Annotated in this window: 37 protein-coding genes; 9 read left to right on the forward strand and 28 right to left on the reverse strand. The window is 41.1% G+C overall.

Going from position 1 to position 24197, the window contains the following annotated elements; genetic code table 11:
* Window positions 1–44 precede the first annotated feature (44 nt).
* The 25 genes from ACFSX4_RS10220 to ACFSX4_RS10340 form a co-directional block, all read right to left on the reverse strand.
* Window positions 45–692: an adenylate kinase gene (locus ACFSX4_RS10220; RefSeq protein ID WP_377774242.1), complete on the reverse strand. Its 648-nt coding sequence runs from the start codon at window positions 690–692 to the stop codon at window positions 45–47.
* Between the two features lie 13 nt (window positions 693–705).
* A complete protein-coding gene (gene secY / locus ACFSX4_RS10225; RefSeq protein WP_377774244.1) occupies window positions 706–2004 on the reverse strand; it encodes a preprotein translocase subunit SecY in 1299 nt (432 codons plus the stop codon).
* Window positions 2005–2445 carry a 50S ribosomal protein L15 gene (gene rplO / locus ACFSX4_RS10230; RefSeq protein WP_377774246.1) on the reverse strand — a complete coding sequence of 147 codons (441 nt, stop codon included), beginning with the start codon at window positions 2443–2445 and terminating at the stop codon, window positions 2005–2007. It lies immediately after the preceding gene.
* Between the two features lie 28 nt (window positions 2446–2473).
* The gene (gene rpmD / locus ACFSX4_RS10235; RefSeq protein ID WP_377774248.1) at window positions 2474–2653 is read right to left on the reverse strand and encodes a 50S ribosomal protein L30; all 180 of its coding nucleotides are present in this window, start codon (window positions 2651–2653) and stop codon (window positions 2474–2476) included.
* Window positions 2654–2668: 15 nt separating this feature from the next.
* Window positions 2669–3169 carry a 30S ribosomal protein S5 gene (gene rpsE / locus ACFSX4_RS10240; RefSeq protein WP_377774250.1) on the reverse strand — a complete coding sequence of 167 codons (501 nt, stop codon included), beginning with the start codon at window positions 3167–3169 and terminating at the stop codon, window positions 2669–2671.
* A 21-nt stretch (window positions 3170–3190) separates the two neighbouring features.
* Window positions 3191–3553: a 50S ribosomal protein L18 gene (gene rplR, locus ACFSX4_RS10245; protein ID WP_377774252.1), complete on the reverse strand. Its 363-nt coding sequence runs from the start codon at window positions 3551–3553 to the stop codon at window positions 3191–3193.
* A 25-nt stretch (window positions 3554–3578) separates the two neighbouring features.
* A complete protein-coding gene (gene rplF / locus ACFSX4_RS10250) occupies window positions 3579–4115 on the reverse strand; it encodes a 50S ribosomal protein L6 (protein WP_377774254.1) in 537 nt (178 codons plus the stop codon).
* A gap of 23 nt (window positions 4116–4138) precedes the next feature.
* Complete coding sequence (gene rpsH, locus ACFSX4_RS10255; protein WP_377774256.1) at window positions 4139–4537, reverse strand: 30S ribosomal protein S8; 399 nt, start codon at window positions 4535–4537, stop codon at window positions 4139–4141.
* A 30-nt stretch (window positions 4538–4567) separates the two neighbouring features.
* The gene (locus ACFSX4_RS10260; RefSeq protein ID WP_377774258.1) at window positions 4568–4753 is read right to left on the reverse strand and encodes a type Z 30S ribosomal protein S14; all 186 of its coding nucleotides are present in this window, start codon (window positions 4751–4753) and stop codon (window positions 4568–4570) included.
* Between the two features lie 19 nt (window positions 4754–4772).
* Complete coding sequence (rplE, locus tag ACFSX4_RS10265) at window positions 4773–5312, reverse strand: 50S ribosomal protein L5 (protein WP_377774260.1); 540 nt, start codon at window positions 5310–5312, stop codon at window positions 4773–4775.
* Window positions 5313–5338: 26 nt separating this feature from the next.
* Window positions 5339–5671 carry a 50S ribosomal protein L24 gene (gene rplX, locus ACFSX4_RS10270; RefSeq protein ID WP_377774262.1) on the reverse strand — a complete coding sequence of 111 codons (333 nt, stop codon included), beginning with the start codon at window positions 5669–5671 and terminating at the stop codon, window positions 5339–5341.
* A 27-nt stretch (window positions 5672–5698) separates the two neighbouring features.
* Entirely contained in the window at window positions 5699–6067 is a 369-nt protein-coding gene (gene rplN / locus ACFSX4_RS10275) for a 50S ribosomal protein L14 (protein WP_377774264.1), read from the reverse strand.
* A 28-nt stretch (window positions 6068–6095) separates the two neighbouring features.
* Window positions 6096–6359 carry a 30S ribosomal protein S17 gene (rpsQ, locus tag ACFSX4_RS10280; protein WP_377774266.1) on the reverse strand — a complete coding sequence of 88 codons (264 nt, stop codon included), beginning with the start codon at window positions 6357–6359 and terminating at the stop codon, window positions 6096–6098.
* An 18-nt stretch (window positions 6360–6377) separates the two neighbouring features.
* Complete coding sequence (rpmC, locus tag ACFSX4_RS10285) at window positions 6378–6587, reverse strand: 50S ribosomal protein L29 (RefSeq protein ID WP_377774268.1); 210 nt, start codon at window positions 6585–6587, stop codon at window positions 6378–6380.
* Window positions 6577–7011, reverse strand: a complete 435-nt coding sequence (gene rplP / locus ACFSX4_RS10290; RefSeq protein ID WP_377774270.1) for a 50S ribosomal protein L16 — start codon at window positions 7009–7011, stop codon at window positions 6577–6579. The genes rpmC and rplP overlap by 11 nt, the downstream gene beginning before the upstream one ends.
* A gap of 15 nt (window positions 7012–7026) precedes the next feature.
* Complete coding sequence (rpsC, locus tag ACFSX4_RS10295) at window positions 7027–7671, reverse strand: 30S ribosomal protein S3 (RefSeq protein WP_377774272.1); 645 nt, start codon at window positions 7669–7671, stop codon at window positions 7027–7029.
* Between the two features lie 21 nt (window positions 7672–7692).
* A complete protein-coding gene (gene rplV / locus ACFSX4_RS10300; RefSeq protein WP_377774274.1) occupies window positions 7693–8076 on the reverse strand; it encodes a 50S ribosomal protein L22 in 384 nt (127 codons plus the stop codon).
* A gap of 34 nt (window positions 8077–8110) precedes the next feature.
* On the reverse strand, window positions 8111–8389 hold the full coding sequence (gene rpsS, locus ACFSX4_RS10305; RefSeq protein WP_377774276.1) for a 30S ribosomal protein S19: 279 nt from the start codon (window positions 8387–8389) through the stop codon (window positions 8111–8113).
* A gap of 58 nt (window positions 8390–8447) precedes the next feature.
* On the reverse strand, window positions 8448–9284 hold the full coding sequence (rplB, locus tag ACFSX4_RS10310) for a 50S ribosomal protein L2 (protein WP_377774278.1): 837 nt from the start codon (window positions 9282–9284) through the stop codon (window positions 8448–8450).
* A gap of 32 nt (window positions 9285–9316) precedes the next feature.
* Entirely contained in the window at window positions 9317–9589 is a 273-nt protein-coding gene (gene rplW / locus ACFSX4_RS10315; protein WP_377774280.1) for a 50S ribosomal protein L23, read from the reverse strand.
* Window positions 9589–10212 carry a 50S ribosomal protein L4 gene (rplD, locus tag ACFSX4_RS10320; RefSeq protein ID WP_377774282.1) on the reverse strand — a complete coding sequence of 208 codons (624 nt, stop codon included), beginning with the start codon at window positions 10210–10212 and terminating at the stop codon, window positions 9589–9591. The genes rplW and rplD overlap by 1 nt, the downstream gene beginning before the upstream one ends.
* 28 nt (window positions 10213–10240) lie before the next feature.
* Window positions 10241–10900 (reverse strand): 50S ribosomal protein L3, encoded by a 660-nt coding sequence (rplC, locus tag ACFSX4_RS10325; RefSeq protein WP_377774284.1) that lies wholly within the window; start codon window positions 10898–10900, stop codon window positions 10241–10243.
* A 24-nt stretch (window positions 10901–10924) separates the two neighbouring features.
* Entirely contained in the window at window positions 10925–11233 is a 309-nt protein-coding gene (rpsJ, locus tag ACFSX4_RS10330) for a 30S ribosomal protein S10 (RefSeq protein WP_377774286.1), read from the reverse strand.
* A gap of 304 nt (window positions 11234–11537) precedes the next feature.
* Entirely contained in the window at window positions 11538–12872 is a 1335-nt protein-coding gene (locus ACFSX4_RS10335; protein ID WP_377774288.1) for an NCS2 family permease, read from the reverse strand.
* An 18-nt stretch (window positions 12873–12890) separates the two neighbouring features.
* Entirely contained in the window at window positions 12891–13541 is a 651-nt protein-coding gene (locus tag ACFSX4_RS10340) for a YczE/YyaS/YitT family protein (RefSeq protein WP_377774289.1), read from the reverse strand.
* A gap of 156 nt (window positions 13542–13697) precedes the next feature.
* Here ACFSX4_RS10340 and ACFSX4_RS10345 point away from each other — a divergent pair, with 156 nt between their 5' ends.
* The 5 genes from ACFSX4_RS10345 to ACFSX4_RS10365 all read left to right on the forward strand — a co-directional run bounded on the left by ACFSX4_RS10345 (window position 13698) and on the right by ACFSX4_RS10365 (window position 16448).
* A complete protein-coding gene (locus tag ACFSX4_RS10345; protein ID WP_377774291.1) occupies window positions 13698–14366 on the forward strand; it encodes a PepSY domain-containing protein in 669 nt (222 codons plus the stop codon).
* 126 nt (window positions 14367–14492) lie between these two features.
* Window positions 14493–14669, forward strand: coding sequence for an SE1832 family protein (locus ACFSX4_RS10350; RefSeq protein ID WP_377774293.1), 177 nt, complete (start codon window positions 14493–14495; stop codon window positions 14667–14669).
* A 22-nt stretch (window positions 14670–14691) separates the two neighbouring features.
* Window positions 14692–15843 (forward strand): MFS transporter, encoded by a 1152-nt coding sequence (locus tag ACFSX4_RS10355; protein WP_377774295.1) that lies wholly within the window; start codon window positions 14692–14694, stop codon window positions 15841–15843.
* On the forward strand, window positions 15840–16154 hold the full coding sequence (mspA, locus tag ACFSX4_RS10360) for a membrane stabilizing protein MspA (RefSeq protein ID WP_377774297.1): 315 nt from the start codon (window positions 15840–15842) through the stop codon (window positions 16152–16154). The genes ACFSX4_RS10355 and mspA overlap by 4 nt, the downstream gene beginning before the upstream one ends.
* Window positions 16155–16172: 18 nt before the next feature.
* Window positions 16173–16448, forward strand: a complete 276-nt coding sequence (locus ACFSX4_RS10365) for a hypothetical protein (protein ID WP_377774299.1) — start codon at window positions 16173–16175, stop codon at window positions 16446–16448.
* A 98-nt stretch (window positions 16449–16546) separates the two neighbouring features.
* Here ACFSX4_RS10365 and ACFSX4_RS10370 read toward each other — a convergent pair whose 3' ends face one another.
* On the reverse strand, window positions 16547–17809 hold the full coding sequence (locus ACFSX4_RS10370) for a lipid II:glycine glycyltransferase FemX (protein ID WP_377774301.1): 1263 nt from the start codon (window positions 17807–17809) through the stop codon (window positions 16547–16549).
* A 60-nt stretch (window positions 17810–17869) separates the two neighbouring features.
* Between ACFSX4_RS10370 and ACFSX4_RS10375 the strand changes: the two genes are divergently transcribed.
* Entirely contained in the window at window positions 17870–18115 is a 246-nt protein-coding gene (locus tag ACFSX4_RS10375) for a hypothetical protein (RefSeq protein ID WP_377774303.1), read from the forward strand.
* Between the two features lie 25 nt (window positions 18116–18140).
* Here ACFSX4_RS10375 and ACFSX4_RS10380 read toward each other — a convergent pair whose 3' ends face one another.
* On the reverse strand, window positions 18141–18995 hold the full coding sequence (locus ACFSX4_RS10380) for a DUF368 domain-containing protein (protein WP_377774305.1): 855 nt from the start codon (window positions 18993–18995) through the stop codon (window positions 18141–18143).
* A 127-nt stretch (window positions 18996–19122) separates the two neighbouring features.
* On the opposite strand from ACFSX4_RS10380, the gene ACFSX4_RS10385 reads away from it, so the two are divergent.
* The 3 genes from ACFSX4_RS10385 to serA all read left to right on the forward strand — a co-directional run bounded on the left by ACFSX4_RS10385 (window position 19123) and on the right by serA (window position 23025).
* Window positions 19123–20178, forward strand: coding sequence for an AAA family ATPase (locus ACFSX4_RS10385; protein WP_377774307.1), 1056 nt, complete (start codon window positions 19123–19125; stop codon window positions 20176–20178).
* 113 nt (window positions 20179–20291) lie between these two features.
* Window positions 20292–21440, forward strand: a complete 1149-nt coding sequence (locus tag ACFSX4_RS10390) for a pyridoxal-phosphate-dependent aminotransferase family protein (RefSeq protein WP_377774309.1) — start codon at window positions 20292–20294, stop codon at window positions 21438–21440.
* A complete protein-coding gene (gene serA / locus ACFSX4_RS10395) occupies window positions 21430–23025 on the forward strand; it encodes a phosphoglycerate dehydrogenase (protein WP_377774311.1) in 1596 nt (531 codons plus the stop codon). Before ACFSX4_RS10390 ends, serA begins: the two co-directional genes overlap by 11 nt.
* 40 nt (window positions 23026–23065) lie before the next feature.
* On the opposite strand, the gene ACFSX4_RS10400 is transcribed toward serA, so the two are convergent.
* Window positions 23066–24175 (reverse strand): HAD family hydrolase, encoded by a 1110-nt coding sequence (locus tag ACFSX4_RS10400; protein WP_377774313.1) that lies wholly within the window; start codon window positions 24173–24175, stop codon window positions 23066–23068.
* Between the last annotated feature and the right edge of the window lie 22 nt (window positions 24176–24197).

Raw genomic sequence — 24197 nt, forward strand, 5'->3', positions numbered from 1 at the left:
CTACTTTCCACATTCACCTTAAAGTACCGAAAGAGGTGAATATTCTATAAGTCCTGTAAAATTTCATCAACTTCACTAAAGACCTCATCAATATCCTTTAATCCATCAACGTTGGAAAGGACATTTTGATTTTTATAGAAATCCAAAAGCGGTGCTGTCTGCTTCAAGTTTACTTCAAGACGGTTCGCCACTGTTTCAGGATTGTCATCTTCTCTTTGGTATAACTTACCACCATCAAGGTCACATACGCCGCTCTCTTTAGGCGGGTTAAACACTAAATGATAAGCAGTACCGCAGACTTCACAAATCCGTCTGCCAGTTAAGCGGTTCATCAGCTCTTCTTCTTCAACCTCAACATTAATCGTACGATCAATTTGAGTACCAAGCTCATCCATAATACCATTGAGTGCTTCAGCCTGTTCAACAGTACGAGGAAAGCCATCCAGCAAAAAGCCGTCTCTTGCATCACTCTGTGACAATCTTTCTTTTACAATGCCGATTGTCACTTCATCAGGGACGAGTTCACCCTTGTCCATGTAGGACTTAGCTTCTTTACCCAGTTCTGTTTCATTTTTAATTGCCAAACGAAACATATCACCGGTAGAAATGTGAGGGATCGGGTATTTCTTGATAATTTTGGCCGCCTGAGTACCTTTGCCGGCACCAGGCAATCCCATCAATATAATATTCATCCGCGTTATCCTCCTACCTACGTTTTCTAAAACCACGGTATTCTCTCTGATTCGCTTGTGCTTCTAATTGTTTACTTGTCTCTAATGCAACACCGATAACAATGAGTAAGCTTGTACCGCCAATTTGAATTGCGGGCGGCAGATCCATGAAGTTCGTAATAATCAGCGGAAGTACTGCAATTCCAGCTAAGAACAGTGAACCGACAAACACAAGTCTGTATAACACTGAAGTGATATAATCCTGTGTGTTTTTACCCGGCCGTATTCCTGGTACATAGCTGCCCTGCTTCTGCAGATTGTCAGCTACTTTCTCAGGATTTACCTGTACAAAAGCATAGAAGTACGTAAACGCAATGATGATTATTACATAGAAAATCATGCCAAGCCAATTTGAAGGGTCGGCGAATCTTGCTACTTGCTGAGCCCAGTTAGCATCCGGGAAGAATAACGATAAGGTCTGCGGAAGCATAAAGAATGCCATTGTGAAAATAACCGGAATAACCCCGGCAGGATTCACTTTCAACGGCAGGAATGTTGACTGCGGTGCCAATTGTGAAGTCGTTCGTTGACGCTTCGCATATTGAATCGGTATTTTACGTACTGCCTGTAATATGAATACTGCGAAAGCAGTAAGCAGCAGTAAAAAGATGATTAATGCAGCAGCTTCTATAATTGCCATTGTTGTATCTTCTGCTCCGGTAAATCTTTGTTGATATAACTGAATCAATGCATTCGGAAGTGCGGAAAGAATTCCTGCGAAGATAATGATTGAAATACCATTACCCACTCCGTGACTCGTAATCTGCTCACCCAGCCATAAAAGGAATGCTGTTCCTGTAGTCAATACAAGTGCGATGAGTAAGTACGAGCTGTAGTGATTGTTATCAATCAACATACCGCCGAACATTTGGTTAAATGCATAAGACATACCGATTGACTGGATAAATGCCAGAACAATTGTGAAATATCTTGTAAACTGTGCAAGTTTACGACGGCCGACTTCTCCCTGTCTAGCCCATTCAGCAAACTTCGGCACAACATCCATCTGCAGTAACTGTACTACGATAGAGGCCGTGATATAAGGCATAATCCCCATCGCTAAGATGGAGAAGTTCATTAATGCGCCGCCGCCGAAAGTATTCATCAAATCGAGAATACCCTGTTCACCCATATTCATATCGAATACTCTTGGGTCAACACCCGGCACCGGGATATAAGTACCTATTTTAAATATCACAAGCATTGCCAAAGTGAAGAATATCTTGTTGCGTATTTCTTTAATTCTAAAGAAATTGGAGATCGTATTAATCAATTAGATCACCTCTGGAGTTCCGCCCTGTTCCTCAATTGCTTTAGCAGCTGAACTAGAAAACTTATGAGCTTTAATTGTTAACTTCTTCTCAAGAGTACCGTTTCCGAGTACTTTGATACCAGACTTTTCATTCTTAACAATGCCGTTCTCTACTAGTAATGCTGGAGTAACTTCAGTACCGTCCTCAAAGCGGTTTAAATCGCTCAAGCTTACGATTGCGTATTCTTTACGGTTGATGTTAGTAAAACCACGCTTAGGGATACGACGGAATAAAGGCAGCTGTCCACCTTCGAAAGTTAGACCAACTCCACCGCCTGAACGTGAGTTCTGACCGTTATGACCACGACCAGCAGTTTTACCATTACCTGAAGACATACCACGCCCAACACGGTTACGTGCTTTACGAGCACCTTCAACTGGTTTCATCTCATGTAATTTCATGTGTACACCTCCCATTTTTATAATATCATTATTTTTCTTCTACTGTAACCAAGTGACTCACTTTTCGAACCTGTCCTCTGATTTGAGGTGTATCTTCATGCTCAACAGAATGGTTAAGCTTTCTCAAACCTAATGAAGCAACAGTTTTTCTTTGAGTTTCCGGCTTACCAATGATACTTTTTTTGAGGGTAATTTTAATCTTTGCCATTATTGATGTCCCTCCTTAATTTAGAATCTCTTCTACTGATTTGCCGCGTAATTTCGCAACGTCTTCAGCATTTTTAAGTTCTTCAAGACCTGTCATTGTTGCACGAACCACATTGATTGGTGTGTTTGCACCAAGTGATTTACTTAAGATATCAGTGATACCTGCAAGCTCTAATACGGCACGAACCGGTCCACCTGCGATAACCCCTGTACCAGGAGCGGCTGGTTTCATAAATACACGGCCTGAACTGAATCGACCAATGATTTCATGTGGAATAGTTCCATCTACCATAGGTACATTGATCAAATCCTTCTTAGCAGCTTCAATCGCTTTTTTGATTGCTTCAGGTACTTCCTGTGCTTTACCAGTACCGAACCCAACACGTCCTTTTCTGTCTCCGACAACTACAAGTGCTGAGAAACGGAAACGACGTCCACCTTTAACTACTTTAGCGATACGATTAATCGTAACTACTCGCTCTTCGAATTCCTGTACTTTCTCTTCTCTACGAGCCATAAATGTTATTCCCTCCTTCTATTAGAATTGCAGTCCATTTTCACGCGCTGCTTCTGCAAGAGCTTGTACTCGCCCATGATACAAATAGCCTCCGCGGTCAAATACTACGCTTTCAATACCTTTATCTTTAGCACGTTTTGCAACAAGTGCGCCAACTTCTTTGGCAGCTTCAATGTTAGAACCATTTTCACCTTTGAAATCTGAATCCTGTGTAGAAGCGCTGACTAAAGTGACTTGCCCGCTGTCATCAATGATTTGTGCATAAATGTTTTTGTTTGAACGGAAAACGTTTAAACGTGGTCTTTCGCTAGTACCGCTTAACACGTTACGCACACGTTGATGTCTCTTCTGACGTACTTTATTCTTGTCAATTTTCGAGATCATTAATATTCACTCCTCACTTTAATAATTATTTACCAGTTTTTCCTTCTTTACGACGAACACGCTCATCCTTGTAACGAATACCTTTACCTTTATAAGGTTCCGGCGGACGTACCTGACGGATTTTAGAAGCAAGTGCTCCAACATATTCTTTGTTGATTCCTTCAACTTTAACTTTAGTATTACCATCAACGCTGATAGTAAGATCGTCTGAAGGATCAAATTCAACCGGGTGAGAAAGTCCAACATTAAGAACCAATTTCTTACCTTGCATTTGAGCACGGTAACCTACACCGACAAGCTCAAGTTCTTTTGAAAATCCTTCTGAAACACCAACAACCATGTTGTTGATCAGGGCACGAGTTGTACCATGAATCGTACGGTGCTCTTTAGAATCAGTTGGTCTTACAACCTCAAGAGTATTTTCTTCTTGATTAAAAGACATATCCTCATTAAAAGTGTTTACAAGTTCACCTTTAGGACCTTTAACTGTAACAGTTGATCCGTCGATTGTTAATGTAACATCATTTGGGATATTAATAATACGTTTACCTACACGGCTCATTAATTGCACCTCCTAAAAGTTTATTACCAAACGTATGCGAGTACTTCCCCGCCAGTATTTCTTTTGCGTGCTTCTTTATCAGTAAGCACACCTTCTGAAGTAGAGATTAATGCAACACCTAAACCATTAAGTACTTTAGGCAGTTCCTCTCTCTTCGCGTATACTCTTAAGCCAGGCTTAGAGATTCTTTTAAGTCCAGTGATAACGCGTTCGTTGTTCGCACCGTATTTAAGGAATACACGAATTACGCCCTGCTTATCATCTTCAATATATTCAACATTCTTTACGAAACCTTCTGATTTAAGAATTTCTGCAATCTCTTTTTTGATGTTAGATGCAGGGATTTCTAATGATTCATGTCTAACGATGTTCGCATTTCTAATGCGTGTTAACATGTCTGCAATTGGATCTGATACTGTCATTACAATTTGCCTCCTTTCAATTTATGGCGATTACCAGCTTGCTTTTTTAACACCAGGAATCTGGCCTTTGTAAGCAAGTTCACGGAAACAGATACGGCATAGTTTGAATTTACGAATTACTGAATGCGGACGTCCGCATCTTTCGCAGCGTGTATATTCTCTAACTTTATATTTTTGTTCTTTTTGCTGTTTAGCAATCATTGATTTTTTAGCCACAATTTCGCCTCCTTATAGCTTACTTTTGAAATGGCATACCAAACTGTGTTAAAAGTTCGCGCGCCTCTTCGTCTGTGTTCGCAGTTGTAACGATTACGATATCCATACCTCTTACTTTAGATACTTTATCGTAGTCAATTTCAGGGAAAATTAACTGTTCTTTAACACCTAATGTGTAGTTACCGCGACCATCGAATGATTTCTTGGAAACACCTCTGAAGTCTCTTACACGTGGTAATGAAACTGCGATTAGTTTATCCAGGAATTCATACATTCTTTCACCGCGAAGTGTTACTTTAGCGCCGATTGGCATTCCTTCACGAAGTCTGAAAGTTGCGATTGATTTTTTCGCTTTAGTGATAAGTGCTTTTTGACCAGTGATTGCTTCAAGTTCCTCAACTGCAGTATCTAGTACTTTAGAGTTTTGAACTGCATCACCAACACCCATGTTCACAACGATTTTTTCGATTTTTGGTACTTCCATTACAGAAGAATAGTTAAATTTGTTTACAAGCTCAGTTTTTACTGACTCATTGTATTTATCTTTTAAACGTGCCACTATATTGACCTCCTTCCACTAATGCTTTAGTTCTTTTCGTATTTTACTGTCGGGATTTCTTTACCAGACTTAGCAGCAATTTTCACTTTTGTACCGTCTTCTTTGATTTCATGACGGACACGAGTGCGTTCTCCTGTTTCAGGATCAACATGCATTACGTTTGAAACGTGAATTGGTGCTTCTGTTTCAAGAATTCCACCTTCAGGATTCATTTGAGATGGCTTTTGGTGCTTTTTAATCATGTTCACACCTTCAACGACAACGCGGTCTTTTGAAGGGATGGCTTTTAAAATAGTACCTTGTTTGCCTTTGTCTTTGCCGCTGATTACAACGACTTTATCTCCTGTTCTTACGTGCATGGAAGCGCACCTCCTTATTATTTATGATTATAATACTTCTGGTGCAAGTGAAACGATCTTCATGAAGTTTCCTTCGCGAAGTTCACGTGCAACTGGACCGAAGATACGAGTACCTCTAGGACCTTTATCGTCTCTGATGATTACACATGCGTTCTCATCAAATTTAATATATGAACCGTCTTCACGGCGTACGCCTGATTTAGTTCTTACAATTACAGCTTTGACAACGTCGCCTTTTTTGACAACGCCACCTGGTGTTGCATTCTTAACAGTTACAACAATAACATCACCAATATTCGCAGTTTTGCGGCCAGTTCCACCCAAAACTTTGATCGTTAGTACTTCACGAGCACCTGAGTTATCTGCCACTTTTAAGCGGGTTTCCTGTTGGATCATGCGAATGGACCTCCTTTATCTTCGATTGTTAGATAATTACTGATTCTTCAACGACTTCCACTAGACGGAAACGTTTAGTTGCTGATAACGGACGAGTTTCCTGGATACGTACGATATCGCCCATTTTAGCAGTGTTTTTTTCATCATGTGCTTTGTACTTTTTAGAGTACTTTACACGTTTACCAATGATAGGGTGTTTTTTATAAGTTTCAACCATTACCGTAATTGTCTTATCCATTTTGTCGGATACTACGCGGCCCTGGTAAACTTTGCGTTCGTTTTTACCTTCCACTGTATAACCCTCCTATAATTATTGATTAGCCTTAGCTTCTTCCAGCTCTCTCTCGCGGATAGTAGTTTTCATTCTTGCGATAGTTTTTCTTACTTCTTTGATACGAGCAGTGTTTTCTAGCTGACCTGTAGCTAGCTGAAAGCGTAAGTTGAAGAGTTCTTCCTTCAATTCTTTAACGTTTGTTTCAATTTCAGTTGTTGTCAAATCGCGGATTTCTTTAGCTTTCATTCGTATCACCACCTAATTCTTCACGTTTAACGATTTTAGTTTTTACTGGAAGTTTATGACTAGCTAAACGAAGCGCTTCTCTTGCTACTTCCTCTTCCACCCCAGCAATTTCAAACATAATACGTCCAGGTTTTACAACTGCAATCCATCCTTCAACTGCACCTTTACCTGAACCCATACGTACTTCTAATGGTTTCTTTGTATACGGCGTGTGTGGGAAAATGTTGATCCATACTTTACCGCCACGTTTCATGTAACGTGTCATTGCAATACGTGCTGATTCGATTTGTCTTGATGTGATCCAAGATGTTGTTGTCGCTTGTAAACCGTACTCGCCAAATGTTACTTGTGTTCCGCCCTTTGAACGACCTTTAGTGTCGGGACGGTGTTGACGACGGTATTTTACTCTTTTAGGTAATAACATTCCAAATTTCCTCCTTTACTTATTGTCATTTTTGACAGGAAGAACTTCTCCACGATAAATCCATACTTTGACACCCAATTTACCGTATGTTGTGTCAGCTTCTTCATGTGCATAATCAATGTCAGCACGTAAAGTATGAAGTGGGACAGTTCCTTCACTATATCCTTCAGCACGTGCAATATCAGCACCGCCTAAACGACCAGATACTTGTGTTTTGATACCTTTAGCTCCTGCTTTCATAGCACGTTGGAGCGCTTGCTTTTGTGCTCTACGGAAAGATACACGGTTTTCTAATTGACGGGCAATGTTTTCTGCTACCAGTTTAGCGTCCATATCAACTTTTTTGATTTCAATAACGTTGATGTGTACTCTTTTGCCAGTTAATTTAGTTAAAGCAGTACGAAGTTTATCAATTTCGCTACCACCTTTACCGATTACCATACCAGGTTTACCAGTATGAAGTGCGATATTCACACGATTTGCCGCGCGCTCAATTTCAACTTTTGAGACCGAAGCATCTTTAAGGTTTGTTTCAATATATTTACGTACTTTTAAGTCTTCGTGTAACAGATCCGCGAAGTCTTTGTCAGCATACCATTTAGCTTCCCAGTCACGGATAATTCCAGTACGTAGTCCAATTGGATTAATCTTTTGACCCAAATTAATTCCCTCCTTAAGGTTTTATGCGTTTTCTTCCACTTGTGTTTCTTCTGTTTCTTCAACATCTTCTAATACCGGCTCAGAAACAACGATTGTGATGTGGCTGGTACGTTTGTTGATTTTTGTCGCACGTCCTTGCGCACGTGGACGGAAACGTTTAAGTGTTGGACCTTCGTTAGCATACGCTTCAGAAACGATTAAGTTATCGATGTCCATATCATAGTTATGTTCTGCATTCGCTACCGCTGATTTAATTAATTTCTCAACGACCGGTGATGTTCTTTTGTTAGTAAGCTTTAAGATAGAAACTGCTTCACCGACTTCTTTTCCGCGGATTAAGTCTAATACTAATCTCACTTTACGCGGTGCAATTCTAACTGTTTTAGCAACTGCTTTCGCTTGCATTATACGTTCCTCCTTCTTGACGAGTTAAATCTACTTATCTTTTTGTCTTCTTGTCGTCGTTTCCATGACCTTTATAAGTTCTTGTTGGAGCAAATTCTCCTAATTTGTGACCAACCATATCTTCTGTAACATAGACTGGTACATGTTTACGTCCATCATACACTGCGATAGTGTGTCCGATGAAGTTAGGGAAAATTGTTGAGCGACGAGACCAAGTTTTAATTACGCTTTTCTTGTTAGTTTCGTTAAGGTTTTCCACCTTTTTCATAAGATGTCCATCAACGAAAGGTCCTTTTTTAAGACTGCGAGCCATACTGGCGCCTCCTTCCAATAATGTGTGCGGATCTTAAACCCGCACACTATTGATTGTATTATTTCTTCTTCTTACGTCTTCTTACGATTAACTTATCAGAACGGTTTTTACCTTTACGGGTTTTCTTACCAAGAGTTGGTTTACCCCAAGGTGACATTGGTGACGGACGACCGATTGGCGCCTTACCTTCACCACCACCGTGTGGGTGGTCGTTAGGGTTCATTACAGAACCACGTACTGTAGGGCGTTTTCTCTGCCATCTTGAACGACCGGCTTTACCGATGTTGATCAGCTCATGCTGCTCATTACCAACAGAACCAACTGTTGCACGGCAAGTTGCAAGAATCATACGTACTTCACCTGATTTAAGTCTGACAAGTACATATTTACCTTCTTTACCAAGAACCTGTGCGCTGGCACCAGCTGAACGTGCAAGCTGTCCGCCGCGTCCTGGTTTTAATTCGATGTTGTGGATTGTTGTACCTACAGGGATATCTGTAAGTGTTAAAGCATTACCAGTTTTGATATCTGCTTCAGGTCCACTCATGATTTCCTGACCTACTTGAAGACCTTTAGGTGCAAGAATGTATTTTTTCTCACCATCAGCATAATTTACTAATGCAATGTTTGCTGAACGGTTTGGATCGTACTCGATTGTCGCTACTTTCGCAGGTACACCGTCTTTAATACGTTTGAAATCAATGATTCTGTATTGACGTTTGTGTCCGCCACCTTTGTGACGTACAGTGATTTTACCCTGGTTGTTACGACCCGCTTTTTTCGGAAGCGGCTGTAATAATGAACGTTCCGGAGTTGTTGAAGTAATCTCTGCGAAGTCCGAACCAGTCATATTACGACGAGCGTTTGTGGTCGGCTTATACTTTTTAATAGCCATCTCGTTTTACCTCCTTAATGGTAATGTTCAATTTAGAATATATCGATTGAACCTTCTTTTAATGTTACGATCGCTTTTCTTCTTCTGTTTGTGTAGCCTTGGTAACGACCCATGCGTTTTTTCTTCGGTTTGTAGTTCATGATGTTCACTTTTTCAACTTTTACATCGAAAATTTCTTCAACCGCATGTTTCACCTGAGTTTTATTCGCTCTCACGTCTACATCAAATGTGTATTTGTCAAGTTGCATTAAATCTGCTGAACGTTCAGTAATTACCGGACGTTTGATAATGTCGCGTGCATCCATTACAGAAGTACCTCCTCTGCTTTAGTGATTGCGCCTTCCGTGAAGATAACACGGTTTGCAGAAAGGATATCCAGAACATTAAGCTGTTCCGGTGTAAGTACTGTAACGCCTTGCAGGTTTCTTGAAGATAGTTCAATGTTTGCATCTTCATTACCCAGTACAAGTAGTACTTTCTTATCTGCGTCAAGATTTTCAAGAATCGCGAGAAAATCTTTTGTTTTTGGTGCTTCAATTGTGAAATCTTCCACTACTGAAAGCACTTCTTCGTTTACTTTAGCTGATAAAGCTGAACGAATTGCCAAGCGACGCATTTTTCTAGGCATTTTGTATGAATAACTTCTTGGAGTTGGTCCAAATACAACACCACCGCCGGTATAATGCGGCGCACGGATTGTACCTTGACGTGCGTTACCAGTTCCTTTTTGTTTGTATGGCTTTCTACCGCCACCGCGCACTGCAGAACGGTTTTTCACTGCGTGTGTACCACGACGAAGTGATGCACGCTGAAGGTTCACAGCTTCGAAAAGCACGTGTTGATTTGGCTCAATGCCAAAAATTTCTTCGTTTAGCTCAACTGAATTTACTTTCGTACCTTCTTTTGATAAGACATCTAAGCTTGTCATGTGTTAAATCCTCCCTTCCTAATTTGTCCTATTTAACACTCTTTTTAGTTGCTGATGCAATTTTTATATATCCTTTACGTGCACCCGGTACGTTTCCTTTAATAAGAATAACGTTTTTATCCGCATCTACACGTACGATTTCTAGGTTTTGCAGAGTAGTAGTGTCGCCACCCATACGTCCAGGTAATTTTTTACCTTTGATTACGTGAGCGTCCTGCATAGTACCCATTGAACCTGGTCCTCTATGATAGTGTGAACCGTGGCTCATTGGCCCGCGTGACTGGTTATGGCGTTTAATTGAACCTTGGAAACCTTTACCTTTAGAAGTTCCCGTTACGTCTACAAAGTCCCCTGCTTCAAATGTATCTACAGTGACTTCTTGACCGATTTCAAATTCATCAACGCTTAAGTTTTTGAATTCGCGTACGAAGCGCTTAGGAGCAGCTCCTGAAGCTTTTGCATGTCCAGTTTCTGCTTTGTTTGCATACTTGTTAGATCTAGCACCTTCAAAGTATTCACGTTTGTCGTCGAAACCGATTTGTACAGCATTGTATCCGTCAGTTTCTTCTGTTTTCTTTTGTAATACTACGTTTCCTGCAGCTTCTACTACAGTTACTGGTATAAGCTCACCGTTTTCTCCGAAAACTTGAGTCATACCCACTTTTTTACCTAAGATTCCTTTGGTCATCGAAAGTCGCACCTCCTGAAAAAATTATAATTTGATTTCGATGTCTACACCTGATGGTAAGTTTAAGCCCATAAGAGCATCAACTGTTTTTGGTGTAGGGTTTAAAATGTCGATAAGACGTTTGTGCGTACGTTGTTCGAACTGCTCACGAGAATCTTTGTACTTGTGAGTCGCACGGATAATTGTGTAAACAGTCTTCTCAGTTGGAAGAGGGATCGGACCGGAAACATCTGCTCCAGAACGTTTAGCTGTTTCAACAATTTTCTCTGCTGATTGATCCAGCACTCTGTGATCATACGCTTTTAAACGAATACGAATTTTTTGTTTTGCCATTATTTAACCTCCTTTTGGTCGTCATCATAAGTTTGATAGACTTCTCCACGAAAATTCTCCAGCACGCAGCCATGGCAAAGCGGCCGGGCGTGTCAGTAACCTCTCGCTTCGTCGATTGCGAAAACCGATAGGCTCTAGGCTTTAACATGGTTTTCTGAATGAAGACACACTGATGTGCCTTTTAAGTCCAACGGAAGTTATATTACACGAAAAAAACAAAAAAATCAACAGATTACCCGAGATTTTTTTGCTTTTCTTCGATATTATTTAAATTCTTTATTGTTCGAAAATTTAGAAAGTAAATTTACTGTGCTATAAATATAAAGTATAAGATGAAGAGCACCATCAACCCATACATAATAGGATGAACTTCTTTTCTCTTGCCCGACATAATCATCGTAATCGGATAGAAGATAAAGCCGACTGCAATTCCTGTTGCAATGCTGTAAGTCAGAGGCATCATTAATACCACAAGGAATGCCGGAACCGCCACTTCAAACTTCGTCCAGTCTACCTTTGCAAGATTCGATGCCATCAGTGCACCTACAATAATAAGCGCCGGTGCAGTCACTTCCGAAGTGAACATAACAATCAGCGGTGAAAAGAACAATGCCGCTAAAAATAAAAATGCTGTAACAACACTTGCAAAGCCGCTTCTCGCTCCAGCTGCTACACCTGCAGTTGATTCTACATAAGATGTCGTAGTGGACGTCCCGAAAATCGCACCGGTAATTGTCGCGGTCGCATCCGCAAACAATGCTTTACTTGCACGAGGCAGTTTATTATCTTTAATCAGGTTTGCCTGTGACGCAACACCGACAAGTGTACCCGCTGTATCAAAGAAGTCCACAAACAAAAACGTCAGGACAACTATTAAAAACTGTACATTAAATATTGCAGAAGGATCAAGGATGTTTTCAAATGCTGCGCCGAAAGTCGGAGCAACACTCGGTACTGAACTCACAACAGCTTCAGGCATCGGCAGAAGACCTGTCAAAAGACCCCCGACCGCAGTCAGAACCATACCGATAAATATTGCCGCCGGAACTTTTCTTACCATTAATACGACTGTAATGACAATCCCGAAAACTGCAAGAAGCACATGAGAGTTATGAAAATCTCCAATATGTACGAGTGTGTTTGGTTCACTGACAATAATACCCGCACCCTGCAGGCCGACAAAGGCTATGAAAAAGCCTATCCCTGCGCTGACCGCCATTTTCATCTCCATTGGTATCGCATTAATAATATATTCACGTAAACCTGTCGCAGTCAGCAGTACAAATATTACGCCTGAAAATAAAACACCTGTTAAAGCAGTCTGCCATGGAATTCCCATTGTCAGGACAACAGTAAATGCGAAAAAGGCATTAAGCCCCATCCCCGGTGCCAGCGCAATCGGATACTTCGCGATGACCCCCATCAGAATGGACCCCACAAAAGCTGCAAGACATGTCGCTACAAACACTGCATTAATATCCATACGCATCTCATCAGGAATACCGTCTACTCCCTGCAGAGAGAGCATTGCAGGGTTCACTGCCAGAATATATGCCATAGACAAAAACGTCGTCAAACCACCAATAATTTCCCGTCTGTAATTTGTTCCCAAGCCGTCAAAGTCAAAAAACTTTTTCATCACTTTCTCCTGTCGTTTTTAATTTTTTACTTTTATAATGTTTGGATCATCATGCCCCAGGTAACGCACCAACATCCTTCTAGTAATAGGAAGAAACTTTTCAATCAGTTTGCCGAGACACAGTACAATCAACAGTGTCCCGATAAACACCGGACCACCGAGTAAAAAGCCGAAGAACAACGCGCCCAGTTCCATCACGTTACGCGCACTGGACAATTTAAAATTGAATTTCTGTACCAGGACCAGCATTAAAGAATCTCTCGGCCCCGCACCGAGGTTCGGTGTGATATAAAATGCAACACCAAACGCCATCACAATGACGCCGGGGCAGAAAAGCACAATCTGAACTGTCAGATTTTCAGGGTCAGGCAGCAGGAAATTGAATATATCAATAAAAATTCCAATACAGAACATATTGATATACACCCCTGCTGCCGGGAGCTTCCTCATTGCAATAGAGGTAATAATGACAATTACTGCACCAATAATAATCCCCCACGAACCAATTGTAAGGCCGAAAGTTTCCCACAGTCCGTAATGAAGCACATCCCACGGAGACAATCCGAGGACATGTCCTTTTATCGTCAAAGTTACTCCGAGCGAGAGTATAATCAGTCCCGCCGAAAAAAATATGTATCGCTTTATCAAAAGTTGTTTTGCTTCTGTCACACAGCAACCTCCAATCTACTGTACGCTATTCATTTTATGACTGCAGACGGTAAATAACAATACACTTTTGAAAGAAATTTGTTTATATTCTCATGAAAACGGTTAATAAATACTGCAGATAAAATTTATTTGAATCAGAAAGAAGGAATGATATTTATGAAGTCATACTACAAAATGCTTATCATTATACTCAGTACAGCAGCACTTGCTGCGTGCGGCAGTAATAATGATGAAAACACTGACGATACAAATGCATCACAGGACACATCAACTGCCGATAACTCAAATGAAAATACTGATGACAGTACCGCAGAAGACTCCGGATCAAATGATGACAGCACCGAAGAAAATACGAACGACTCAAATGGTTCAATCGACGGCAGCAGCAATTCCATCTCTCTTGACAACATTACGACTGATCCTGCTGATGCCATTGCAACAGCGCATGAAAACTTTGAAGGTGACCTTGTAAGTCTTGAACTTGATAATGATAACAACACATGGGTTTATGAGGTAAACCTTGAAACAAGTGATGACGAGTATGAACTGCAGGTTTCAGTTGAGGATTTAAGCGTCATTAACGAGCACACAGAACAGGATAACAACATTAATATTGAAAGTTTCAGCTATGACGATGCCGTTCCTTTTAATGAAGCGGTACAGACCGCGATTGATGAAGTCGGCGGTGAGCTCGAAGGGTTCACTCTGGAAATGGAAGACGGTCAGCTGATATATGAAATTGAAATCAGAGATGCAGACGGCGGTAATGATTACGACGTAGTTATTAATGCAGAAACCGGTGAATTAATTACAACAGACGATTAAGCTGTATTCCCACGGCACCTTTAACGGTGCCGTTTTTTTATTCAATGCAGGATTCCATAATATTGTCATTCCTTTTCTCTAAAAGCATATGATATGATACAAATAGTATTTAAAGAAGGTGATTCCATGGATTTAGAATATAAACTGCGTGAGTTGAAGCACGACTATGTACGTGTTCAGGGGGATCTTGAGAAAGTAGAATCCACCGGTCATAACATCGATAAACTCGAGAGTCAGCTGCACGCAATCGAGGATGAAATTGCACAAGTTAAAAAAGCCATTAAAGATAATAAACAAAAATAACTGCTAGGATGTGCAATAACATATGAAAAGAATGATAACATTCATCATGGTGATTCAATTCCTGATTTACTTCGGGTTCAGCATGATCATTCCCGTCATCCCCCAGCTTGTTACAGACCTCGGTGTCTCAACTACACATATGGGATGGCTGCTTGCAGTTTATTCTCTTGCAAGCTTTCTTACTGCGCCGTTTTTCGGACGCTTAATCGACCGCTTCGGCAGACGTCCTGTATTACTTTACGGACTGCTTGTTTTCGCGATGAGTTTTTTAGTATTCGGTATTTTTATAGATCATTTATGGATATTATATATCAGCCGTTTGTTCGGGGGCGCTGCTTCCGGTGCACTTTATACTGCGACAACGAGTATGGTCGCTGATATTACTTCACGGGAAGACCGGACGAAGTATATGGGACTGATCGGCATGTCGATTGGCATGGGCTTTATATTCGGGCCGGGTGTCGGCGGGCTGCTTGCTGAAATCAGTTTGAGTTTTGCATATTACATGACCACACTCGTCATTTTAGGAGCACTCCTTTTCAGTATTTTCAAAGTCCGTGAAACATTCAAGCCGGACACGGAAACACGCAAAGAAATTGTCATGCCGAGTGAGTATTTCATTAAACCGGTCGGCATTCTCCTTGTGACAACATTTGTGCTGATGTTTGCAGTCAGCGGAATGGAAAGTACTTTCCAGCTTCTTGCGATAGATAAAATCAGCATTACACCGGCACAGATGGGTATTTTATTTTTCATCGGCGGGTTGTTTAACGCACTGATTCAGGGCGGTGTCATCCGGAAGCTTAATGACGGACAGGAGAAGCCCGTCATGATTCTCGGACAGATTTTTACATTTATTGCATTCATCATGCTCCCGTTTATGGGAAGCTTGTTCTATGCAGGTATATGTATTGTTTTATTGATGGTCGGCAATGCCATGGTTAAAACACTGGTTACCTCTGAAATCACAAAAGAGGCCGGTCATTTTGAAATGGGACGAATGACAGCAACGACATACTCCATGGACAGTCTCGGAAGGATTGCAGGACCCGTTCTATTTAATTTATTATTTGTAATTACGGTTGGACTGCCGTTCTTCTTCGGCGCTGTCATGACTGTCCTTTCAACATTTTTCATTTTTCAATTTTATAAGAAAAGGAAGCGTACCGTATGATATTATTAATATTAATGTTAATGATTTATCTGGTGATTGGGATTTCCACTGTGGCCGTCATGCGCCACCGAGTACTCGATATTTTGAGACTCCTTTCAGGTGTTTCGTTTTTATTGATGCTGACACTTCAGAGTATAAACACGCCTAACCCGGATGCACTCATCATATTTGCACTTGGACTTTGTACTTTTATATCAATTGAAATTGCAGGGTTCAAAGAAACTAAAGGAGATCGTAAGTCCCTCCTTCTGATTTATGCTTTTACTTTATTATTATCAGCGACATTAATCATTATGCTGCTCACTATTTAAAGAAACGGGGAGAGGTACTTGAGACGTGTAATACTAATTTTACTCATTCTCATGTTAGTGATGTCCTTCACCAATGCAGTCGTTAATCACAGACTGATTTTCTTCAACAACTATATATGGACTGCTATTGCACTGTTTTCAGTCGTTGTAAGCATACGTGCATTGAAAATCGGGCCGAATTTATATGAAAATTCCCGGCTTCACAATACACTTGCCTGTACACTGCTGATACTGGGTATTTTGTCATTGATATTCATCATCATTACTGCCTTTCTGCCGTCATATATGATTTAAAGAGCCTCCGGGCTCTTTTTTATGTCTGTGCACAATAAAAGAATCCCCGCGATTTAGATAATCACGGGGACTCTTTATACAAATACAGTGCCTGATTTTTATTTTCTTTTTCCTTTTAAAAGCTGGTTAAGTTTCACTTTACCTTTCTGAACTGCCGGAACACCTACTTCTGCGAGTGTATATACCGGACGGTTAAGCACATAATCAAACTCACCGATTTTCTCAGAAACTTCTGTTCCCCAGACTTTCTTAAACTGCCATAAACCGAAATGAGCCGAGTCTTTATCCGGATTGACACTGACACCGCCGAAGTCATATGTTTTCGCACCATTTTCGCGCGCGTACTTCATCATTTCAAACTGCATGTTATGATTCGGCAGGAAGTCACGGTACTCATTTGATGAAGCACCGTAAAGATAATAGGATTTATGACCGGACTGTGCATACAATGCACCTGAGAGCACCAGACCGTCTGGATGCTTATCTTTTATCTCTGATGCTTCAGCCAGTTGTTTCTCGAGCTTCTGACGGCGTTTCGAGAGGTCCTTCATCTGATTTTCTTTTTTGGCACTTTCTTTCTTTTTATCAGCCTTTGAAATTTCTTTATCCAGTTTCTCAAGATCCTCATTAATTGAAGACTCGACACGCTCCGGAACTAACTTCACCAGAAACAATTCCATATGTCCGTTTGGATTCAAATGTTTATACATTGATTCAAAATATGTGATATCCCGTGTTAAAAAGCCGTCGCGTTCTCCGGTTTCTTTCATCAAATCCACAAATACCGGCAGATTGTCCATGGAAGACTTCACCACTTCAGTCCCTCTTCTTACAGCATTTCTAACCTTTGTCCTGTTATTGCGCTCAAAGCTTTTAAGAAGTTCATCATCTGTTTTATCAATCTCTGTCACCATTGTCTGACGCGGCTGTATATTTTCTTTGCTCATACCGTCCAGAAGCCCCCGGTGCTTAAAGCCGAGACGCTTTAAATATTCAATTGTCTCTCTGTGTTTTTCAAGCGGCAGATCGGGATCAATTTTAATCGTGTAGGATTTTTCCTTCCGGGCAGTTTCAACCGCTTCATCGAGCATTTTCTGCACGAGCAGTTCATCATGGTAGTCACATACAAACCCCCGGGAAATATAGCACAATGTAAAATTCACTTTCGGCAGCTTTTTGAACAACAGCACCGCTGCACCTTTTATATTGCCATCATCATCCCCTACCGCAAAACGGCGGTAATACCAGTGTGTCAGTTTTTTAGACTCAGCCCAGTCTGTGAGCTGAAGCAGGTCTCCGTTCGGATGGTTTTCTACAAATTCATTATGTTCTTCATCGGTTAAATGTAATTGCTTGTACATAGTTTTCTCCTCATTATCAAATATAAATCTGCTATAATCGGTGGAAAGAAGGTGATTTATATGCGTAATTTAATCTTGTCTATCCTAATTATAATCAATTTATGGAGTATTATCGAACTCGGAACCTACGGCAGTACAGATTTCGTGCAGCTTGTCAGCCTCCGCGTAATTTTAGCAGCTGTATCATTTTTATTAGCCGTCACTTATATCCTCGTCCGGGGTTCAAAACTCATGATTATTCTCAGTGTAATCACTGCAGCAGCTGCACTGTCCCATTTTGTATATTTAATCTATGTGAATATTTAATACCGGCGTCATGGTTCTTAATGAATCATGACTTTTTTGATTGACGTCCGTTTCTCTTTTCCATCCCCATATACAGACTGATTAACAAACCTGACAGGAATGTTATGACCGACACACTCCATTCCGCCCCACCGGAAGGAAGTCCCGGAAATATAGGAAAGACTGACCCAAGCAGCAGTCCGATAATCGCTGCGTACATTAAATACGTATAGTTGCGCAGGAAATAAGAGATCACCTTACTCGCACCAAGAATACCTGTCAGTATCCCAAGACCTGTTGCGATTAAAAGCGGTGTCACACTAAAGTTAAACGAAGTGAACTCACTGATGGAATAAATAATTGTCGGGTATGCTCCGAGAATTAACATCACAAGTGAGCCTGAAATACCCGGAAGAAGCATAATTCCTGCACCGATTGTTCCTGCAAAATACAGGAAAAGCATCTGGCTTAAACTGATTTCTGCATTGGCTGCAGCATCAGGGTCCTGTATGACCGAAAGGAAGTACACTAATAACAATGACAGTACCACGAGAATATAATGGAGCAGTGTGAATTCTGACTTAACATTAGACAACCTGAGCATCATCGGGACTACCCCGAGGACCATCCCAAGGAAAAAGAAATGCGTTGGAACAGTGTGATTCTGCAGCAGGAAATCCATTAATGATGTCATACTGATAATTGCGAGACCCATACCTAAAACAATCGGTATCAAAAATACTACCGCTTTCTTGAAATCCTTTGTCAGAAGACGGCTGATTGCACCGAGAAACTGATCATAAATTCCTAAGAGCAGCGCCATTGTACCGCTGCTCACACCGGGTATCAATTCACAGACACCCATTAAAAAGCCTTTAAGTATATTGACCCATCTAAACATGCATATTTTCCTCACTATCCAATTTTATCGATACATCATTCTATCATAAAAGGACAGACTTAATCATTGGTTAAGGGGTAAATGTAAGGTAAAGTAAAGAGACTACAACAAATAGGGAGATAAATTTATGAGAGATTTAGGAATATATTTCGGGACTTTTGCACCATGTCATGTCGGTCACTTTGAGCAGATTATCCGGGCAAAGCGGGAAAATCGTCATGCGCTTGTCATTGTCAGCGGTTATGACGGAGACCGCGGGGATGAGTATGGTATGAATCTTGAGCACCGGGTGAAGGCAATGCGCCAGCTGCTAAAAGACGATAATAACGTCACTGTCGTTAAACTGGACGAAACAAATATCCCAAGATATCCCGACGGCTGGATTCCCTGGCTCCAAATGTTAACATCCTCTGTCTCTTCATCCGTTGCTTCATTGCCAAGAGAAATAAAAAGCATCACATATTACGTCGGGGAAACAGAATATATTGAACCGCTCGAAACTTTTTTTAATGATGAATGGCCCGAAGTCGATACTAAAGTAACACTCGTCGACCGTCAGGAACTTAAAATCAGCGGGACAAATATACGGAAAGACGCACTGTTAAACTGGGACTATGTCACACGTCCGTTCAGACGCTTCTTTGTGCAGAATGTACTTGTCATTGGACCGCCGAATGCAGGGAAAAGCTCCCTTGTTAAAGACCTTGCCAGAAGATATTCCACCAGCCATTCAATTGAATACAGAAAAGAATATTTTGAAAAACATCAAATTGAAGACTCACTGAATGCGAAAGATTTTCATGCAATCGGTATCGGCCAGTTTGAATTAAACCGACAGAACATCCACTCCCCTGCAACACGAAAAGCATTTTTTGCAGATACAGATGTCATGACAACTAAAGTACATACAAAATCATATGACGGTACAGATGACTTCAGGAAACTTTATGATGTCTTTGATTATTACATCCGTCTTCAGAACTGGTCCCTGATTTTACTGATGCCTTTAAAAAAAGATGCACCGGATAAAGACCAGCAGATTTATAAAGCACTTGAAAAGGAGATTACATTCCAAAACCTCGATGACATTACTCATAAACTGGACGGCCGCTCCTACCGGGACATCTACCAGGAAGCACATTCACTCGTTGATAACATCTTAAAAGACGGCAAAGATAACTAGAAAAGGTTTTCATTTAGTATAATTACACTTTTATCTCGTTTTTATGTTCATAACAATTGAAAATACTGAATAATTTGATATCATTAGGAGCATTATTACAAGGAGGCGTTATCATGCAGGAGAACTTGTTACTGACACCAGGACCAACCCCTATACCGGGAAGAGTCAATCAACGAATGGCGGGCGGAATGATTGGTCATCGTTCCGGCGCATTTAAAAAATTAATGGAGAGTGTACAGGGCAGAATTAAGCCTTTATTTGGTACAGATCAGAATGTCGCTGTTCTTTCATCCAGCGGCACAAGCTCACTTGAAACAGCGATGGTCAATCTTGTAAAAGACTCTGAAGACATCGTTATTATTTCAAGCGGTGCATTCGGCGAACGTTTTAAATCCATCGCAAAGACCTATCCGTTTAATGTCCATGTGTTTGAAGTACCTTGGGGAGAAGCGGCTGATGTTGAATCTTTTAAATCTTTCTTAAACGGTATTGAAAATGTGAAAGTTGTCTTTTCACAGGCATGCGAAACATCTACAGCAGTTGTCCATCCGCTGCAGGCACTTGGAGATATCGTTAAAGATTATCACAGCAGTACATTATTTGTAGTGGACGGTGTCAGTATTGTCGGCGGTATGAAATTTGATATGCAGTCTTCAAAAATAGACGCATTGATTACCGGCAGCCAGAAAGCACTGATGCTTCCGCCGGGTCTTGCATTCGTCGCGATGAATGATGCAGCCCGCCTAAAAGCAAAAGAAAACCCGCTCTCAAGATTCTACCTTGACATCAACAAGTATTTTGACGCACTTGAAGACGGCTCGACTCCGTTTACACCTGCAGTATCCCTTATACAGGGACTTGATGAAGTACTTGAAATGTTTGAAGCTGAAGGCTATGAAAAAGTGTATGCGAGACATGTACTGATGCGTGATATGCTCCGTGCAGGCTTAAAAGCCCTCGACCTTGAACTCCTTGTCGAAGATCAATATGCATCGCCTACCGTTACAGCGTTCAAAAGCAGTACTGAAGAGCTTTCAACTATTAAAACATCATTGGAAAATAACTACAATATAACGATTGCCGGCGGACAGAAACACCTGAAAGGCAAAATTTTAAGAATCGGTCACATGGGGTATATGTTCCCGAATGATATGCTGACAGTGCTTGCCGCTCTTGAGCACATTATTACAAAATCACGCGGCAAAAATTACAACGGCAAAGCACTCAGTGCTGCTCAGGAGGTTTATTATAATGAGTTATAAAGTACTTGTTCTCGATCCAATCAGTGAAGATGGTATTAAAGAGTTATTGAACCACCCAAATTATGATGTAGATATTAATACAGGTTTAAATGATTCAGAGATTCTGGAAATTGTTCATGAGTACCACGCATTAATCGTACGGAGTCAGACTACCATTACAGAAGAAATCATCCGGCACGCACGACAACTCAGAGTAATTGCGCGCGCAGGTGTCGGTGTCGACAATATTGATATCAATGCTGCGACAAAATACGGCGTTATTGTTGTCAATGCACCTGAAGGAAATACCATTTCCGCAACAGAACATACGCTGGCAATGATGCTCTCTTTAACCCGCAATATTCCACGTGCACATAAAGAATTATCTGACGGTACATGGAACCGCGGTGCACATAAAGGGATCGAAATGTACGGTAAAACGCTCGGTATTATCGGCGTTGGTAAAATCGGTTTTGGTGTTGCACGGCGTGCAAAAAGTTTTGGCATGAAAATCGTTGCTTTTGATCCGTACCTGTCCGATGAAAAAGCCAATGAAGCCGACATTGAAAAGCTGGAAGTTGAAGAGATTGCGGAAGTGGCTGATTTTATTACCGTCCACACACCTCTGACTCCTCAGACACGCGGCATTGTCGGTACATCATTTTTTGAAAAGGCAAAACCCGGCGTTCAACTGATTAATGTTGCGAGGGGTGGAATCATAGATGAGGAAGCGCTGTTAACTGCCCTCGACAATGGTACCGCAGGCGGTGCTGCACTTGATGTATTCACTGAAGAGCCGCCGACAAACACTGCGCTCCTCAGCCATCCGAAAGTCGTAGTAACTCCACATCTCGGTGCCTCTACAGTTGAAGCACAGGAAAAAGTGGCTGTAAGTGTTTCCCGGGAAATTATCGATATTCTTGAAAACAACACGATTCGTCATGCTGTCAACGCACCTAAAATCAGTGAAAGTGTTAATAAAGAACTAAAACCTTACTTAAATATCGCAAGTCATATGGGTGCTGTCGGCATACAGATGCTTAACCGTCCGCCGTCCGAGATCAAAGTAAAGTACCACGGTGATATTGCACTGGATGACACGAGCATCCTGTCACGGTCATTTGTTGCAAGCCTGCTCAGACCCCATTTTGGAGAAAGCGTCAATATCATTAACGCTATGTATTATCTCCAGGAGCAGGATGTGACATATAAAGTCCATAAGGGCGGCAAGGCACACGGATACAATAACTACCTTGAAGTCGAATTAACGAACAGTGAAGAATCACTCACTCTCGGTGCCAGTGTACTCGACGGCTACGGTGAAAGAATTGTTAAAATCAATGATTATCAGGTCGATATCAAACCGAGTGAGCATATACTCATTATCAACCACATCGACAGACCGGGAATTATTGGAGACCTCGGCTATACACTCGGTAAAAATGATGTCAATATTGCAAGCATGCAGCTCGGCCGCTCCACAGAAGGCGGCGAAGCATTATTATCCCTCTCCCTCGATTCATCGGTTAGTGATGAAACAATGGAAGAGCTGAAGACTATTAAAGGATTCAATCTGCTCCGTCAGGTCGATTTATCCACAACTTAAAATATTAAAGGGCTGGTGCACTGCACCAGCCCTTTAATATTTACTTGCCATTTAATATAATATCCGGAACATCAAGAACTGTATCCGCCATATTTTCAGCAGCCACACCAAGTGATTGAAAATCAGGTATAATCTCACTTCCCGTCAATCCTGTTAATGTCGCAATAAACTTCACATTCATTTTATCCGAGCAGTAAAAGTCAGCGATTGAATCCCCTACTACATATACCTCGGATTCATCATATACATTCCGTCCTTCAACAGCATCCTGATACTTTGTATCCTCATGTGCATATAACGACCATAAATAACTGAATGGATGAGGTTTTGAAAGTGTCGCATCCGATTCATTATTTTTTTCAGCTTTCTGCACTTCGGTTGCTGTAGATATGCGGGAATCATCAAAATATGAAAGTACATTCTCTGCTTCAAACGGAATCAGCGTTTCATTTCTCGAGCGTCCCGTTGCAATTCCAATCGTGCAGCCGTTATCCAAAAGTCTGTCGAGCATTTTTTTAATGTCAGAAGGACTTTCAATCCACACCTCATCATTCAAATAACCCGGCTTACCTTCTTCAACCTGAAAATCATCTGTACCTCTTACTGCGTCACTGCCGAGATACCATTCCTGATAAACGTGCTGGCCGAGCTGCCAGATTGGACCGTAGAGTTTAAATGGATCTGTATTCGAAACATTTAAAACTTCCACAGCATAATTTTCAAGTTCTTTATAAATCGTGTCTTTTGAATGCGCTTTTGATGACAGAAATTCAGATACGCGGTCATAGTCCGCTTCTACATGTCCGAGCATTTCGCCTGTCCCGTATAAATCTTCAAGTTTAATCGTCTCGAGATTAATACCTGCATCCTTCAAAATGTTAATATATACAACTGAGAATGTGATAAACAGCATATCCCAATTGGAATTCAGGCCGATTTTTTTAAATGACGCAAGAATTTCATCATCCAGAAACACTTTCCGCCGGATTTCTGAAATTTCTTTATCAGTACAGTCTATACTGAATTTCTCCTGAGTTAGATTCAAGTACCTCGGATTAAACAATAACTCATGTATACTAAGCGCCGAGACATCAAAACATCTTTCCTCACTCAGAAACACACCGTCTACATCAAATAATACTACAGTCACCCTAATAACCCTCCTTTAGGTT

The sequence above is a fragment of the Corticicoccus populi genome, from assembly GCF_042686195.1.
GTDB classification, from domain to species: Bacteria; Bacillota; Bacilli; order Staphylococcales; family Salinicoccaceae; genus Corticicoccus; species Corticicoccus populi.

What these genes read in the sequence shown, in the direction of transcription:
- rplB (WP_377774278.1), bottom strand. Translation starts at nt 9,284, where the DNA reads ATGGCTATTAAAAAGTATAAGCCGACCACAAACGCTCGTCGTAATATG.
- rplF (WP_377774254.1), bottom strand. Translation starts at nt 4,115, where the DNA reads ATGAGCCGTGTAGGTAAACGTATTATTAATATCCCAAATGATGTTACA.
- rplR (WP_377774252.1), bottom strand. Translation starts at nt 3,553, where the DNA reads ATGATCTCGAAAATTGACAAGAATAAAGTACGTCAGAAGAGACATCAA.
- ACFSX4_RS10345 (WP_377774291.1), top strand. Translation starts at nt 13,698, where the DNA reads ATGAAGTCATACTACAAAATGCTTATCATTATACTCAGTACAGCAGCA.
- rpsJ (WP_377774286.1), bottom strand. Translation starts at nt 11,233, where the DNA reads ATGGCAAAACAAAAAATTCGTATTCGTTTAAAAGCGTATGATCACAGA.
- rpmC (WP_377774268.1), bottom strand. Translation starts at nt 6,587, where the DNA reads ATGAAAGCTAAAGAAATCCGCGATTTGACAACAACTGAAATTGAAACA.
- ACFSX4_RS10375 (WP_377774303.1), top strand. Translation starts at nt 17,870, where the DNA reads ATGCGTAATTTAATCTTGTCTATCCTAATTATAATCAATTTATGGAGT.
- ACFSX4_RS10380 (WP_377774305.1), bottom strand. Translation starts at nt 18,995, where the DNA reads ATGTTTAGATGGGTCAATATACTTAAAGGCTTTTTAATGGGTGTCTGT.
- ACFSX4_RS10390 (WP_377774309.1), top strand. Translation starts at nt 20,292, where the DNA reads ATGCAGGAGAACTTGTTACTGACACCAGGACCAACCCCTATACCGGGA.
- ACFSX4_RS10220 (WP_377774242.1), bottom strand. Translation starts at nt 692, where the DNA reads ATGAATATTATATTGATGGGATTGCCTGGTGCCGGCAAAGGTACTCAG.
- rplX (WP_377774262.1), bottom strand. Translation starts at nt 5,671, where the DNA reads ATGCACGTAAGAACAGGAGATAAAGTCGTTGTAATCAGCGGCAAAGAC.
- rplD (WP_377774282.1), bottom strand. Translation starts at nt 10,212, where the DNA reads ATGACAAGCTTAGATGTCTTATCAAAAGAAGGTACGAAAGTAAATTCA.
- rplW (WP_377774280.1), bottom strand. Translation starts at nt 9,589, where the DNA reads ATGGATGCACGCGACATTATCAAACGTCCGGTAATTACTGAACGTTCA.
- rpmD (WP_377774248.1), bottom strand. Translation starts at nt 2,653, where the DNA reads ATGGCAAAGATTAAAATTACCCTCAAAAAAAGTATCATTGGTAAGCCG.
- serA (WP_377774311.1), top strand. Translation starts at nt 21,430, where the DNA reads ATGAGTTATAAAGTACTTGTTCTCGATCCAATCAGTGAAGATGGTATT.
- rplO (WP_377774246.1), bottom strand. Translation starts at nt 2,445, where the DNA reads ATGAAATTACATGAGATGAAACCAGTTGAAGGTGCTCGTAAAGCACGT.
- ACFSX4_RS10335 (WP_377774288.1), bottom strand. Translation starts at nt 12,872, where the DNA reads ATGAAAAAGTTTTTTGACTTTGACGGCTTGGGAACAAATTACAGACGG.
- ACFSX4_RS10350 (WP_377774293.1), top strand. Translation starts at nt 14,493, where the DNA reads ATGGATTTAGAATATAAACTGCGTGAGTTGAAGCACGACTATGTACGT.
- mspA (WP_377774297.1), top strand. Translation starts at nt 15,840, where the DNA reads ATGATATTATTAATATTAATGTTAATGATTTATCTGGTGATTGGGATT.
- ACFSX4_RS10355 (WP_377774295.1), top strand. Translation starts at nt 14,692, where the DNA reads ATGAAAAGAATGATAACATTCATCATGGTGATTCAATTCCTGATTTAC.
- rplV (WP_377774274.1), bottom strand. Translation starts at nt 8,076, where the DNA reads ATGCAAGCGAAAGCAGTTGCTAAAACAGTTAGAATTGCACCGCGTAAA.
- ACFSX4_RS10370 (WP_377774301.1), bottom strand. Translation starts at nt 17,809, where the DNA reads ATGTACAAGCAATTACATTTAACCGATGAAGAACATAATGAATTTGTA.
- rplC (WP_377774284.1), bottom strand. Translation starts at nt 10,900, where the DNA reads ATGACCAAAGGAATCTTAGGTAAAAAAGTGGGTATGACTCAAGTTTTC.
- rpsE (WP_377774250.1), bottom strand. Translation starts at nt 3,169, where the DNA reads ATGGCTCGTAGAGAAGAGAAAGTACAGGAATTCGAAGAGCGAGTAGTT.
- ACFSX4_RS10385 (WP_377774307.1), top strand. Translation starts at nt 19,123, where the DNA reads ATGAGAGATTTAGGAATATATTTCGGGACTTTTGCACCATGTCATGTC.
- rpsS (WP_377774276.1), bottom strand. Translation starts at nt 8,389, where the DNA reads ATGGCTCGCAGTCTTAAAAAAGGACCTTTCGTTGATGGACATCTTATG.
- rplP (WP_377774270.1), bottom strand. Translation starts at nt 7,011, where the DNA reads ATGTTATTACCTAAAAGAGTAAAATACCGTCGTCAACACCGTCCCGAC.
- rplN (WP_377774264.1), bottom strand. Translation starts at nt 6,067, where the DNA reads ATGATCCAACAGGAAACCCGCTTAAAAGTGGCAGATAACTCAGGTGCT.
- rpsH (WP_377774256.1), bottom strand. Translation starts at nt 4,537, where the DNA reads ATGACAGTATCAGATCCAATTGCAGACATGTTAACACGCATTAGAAAT.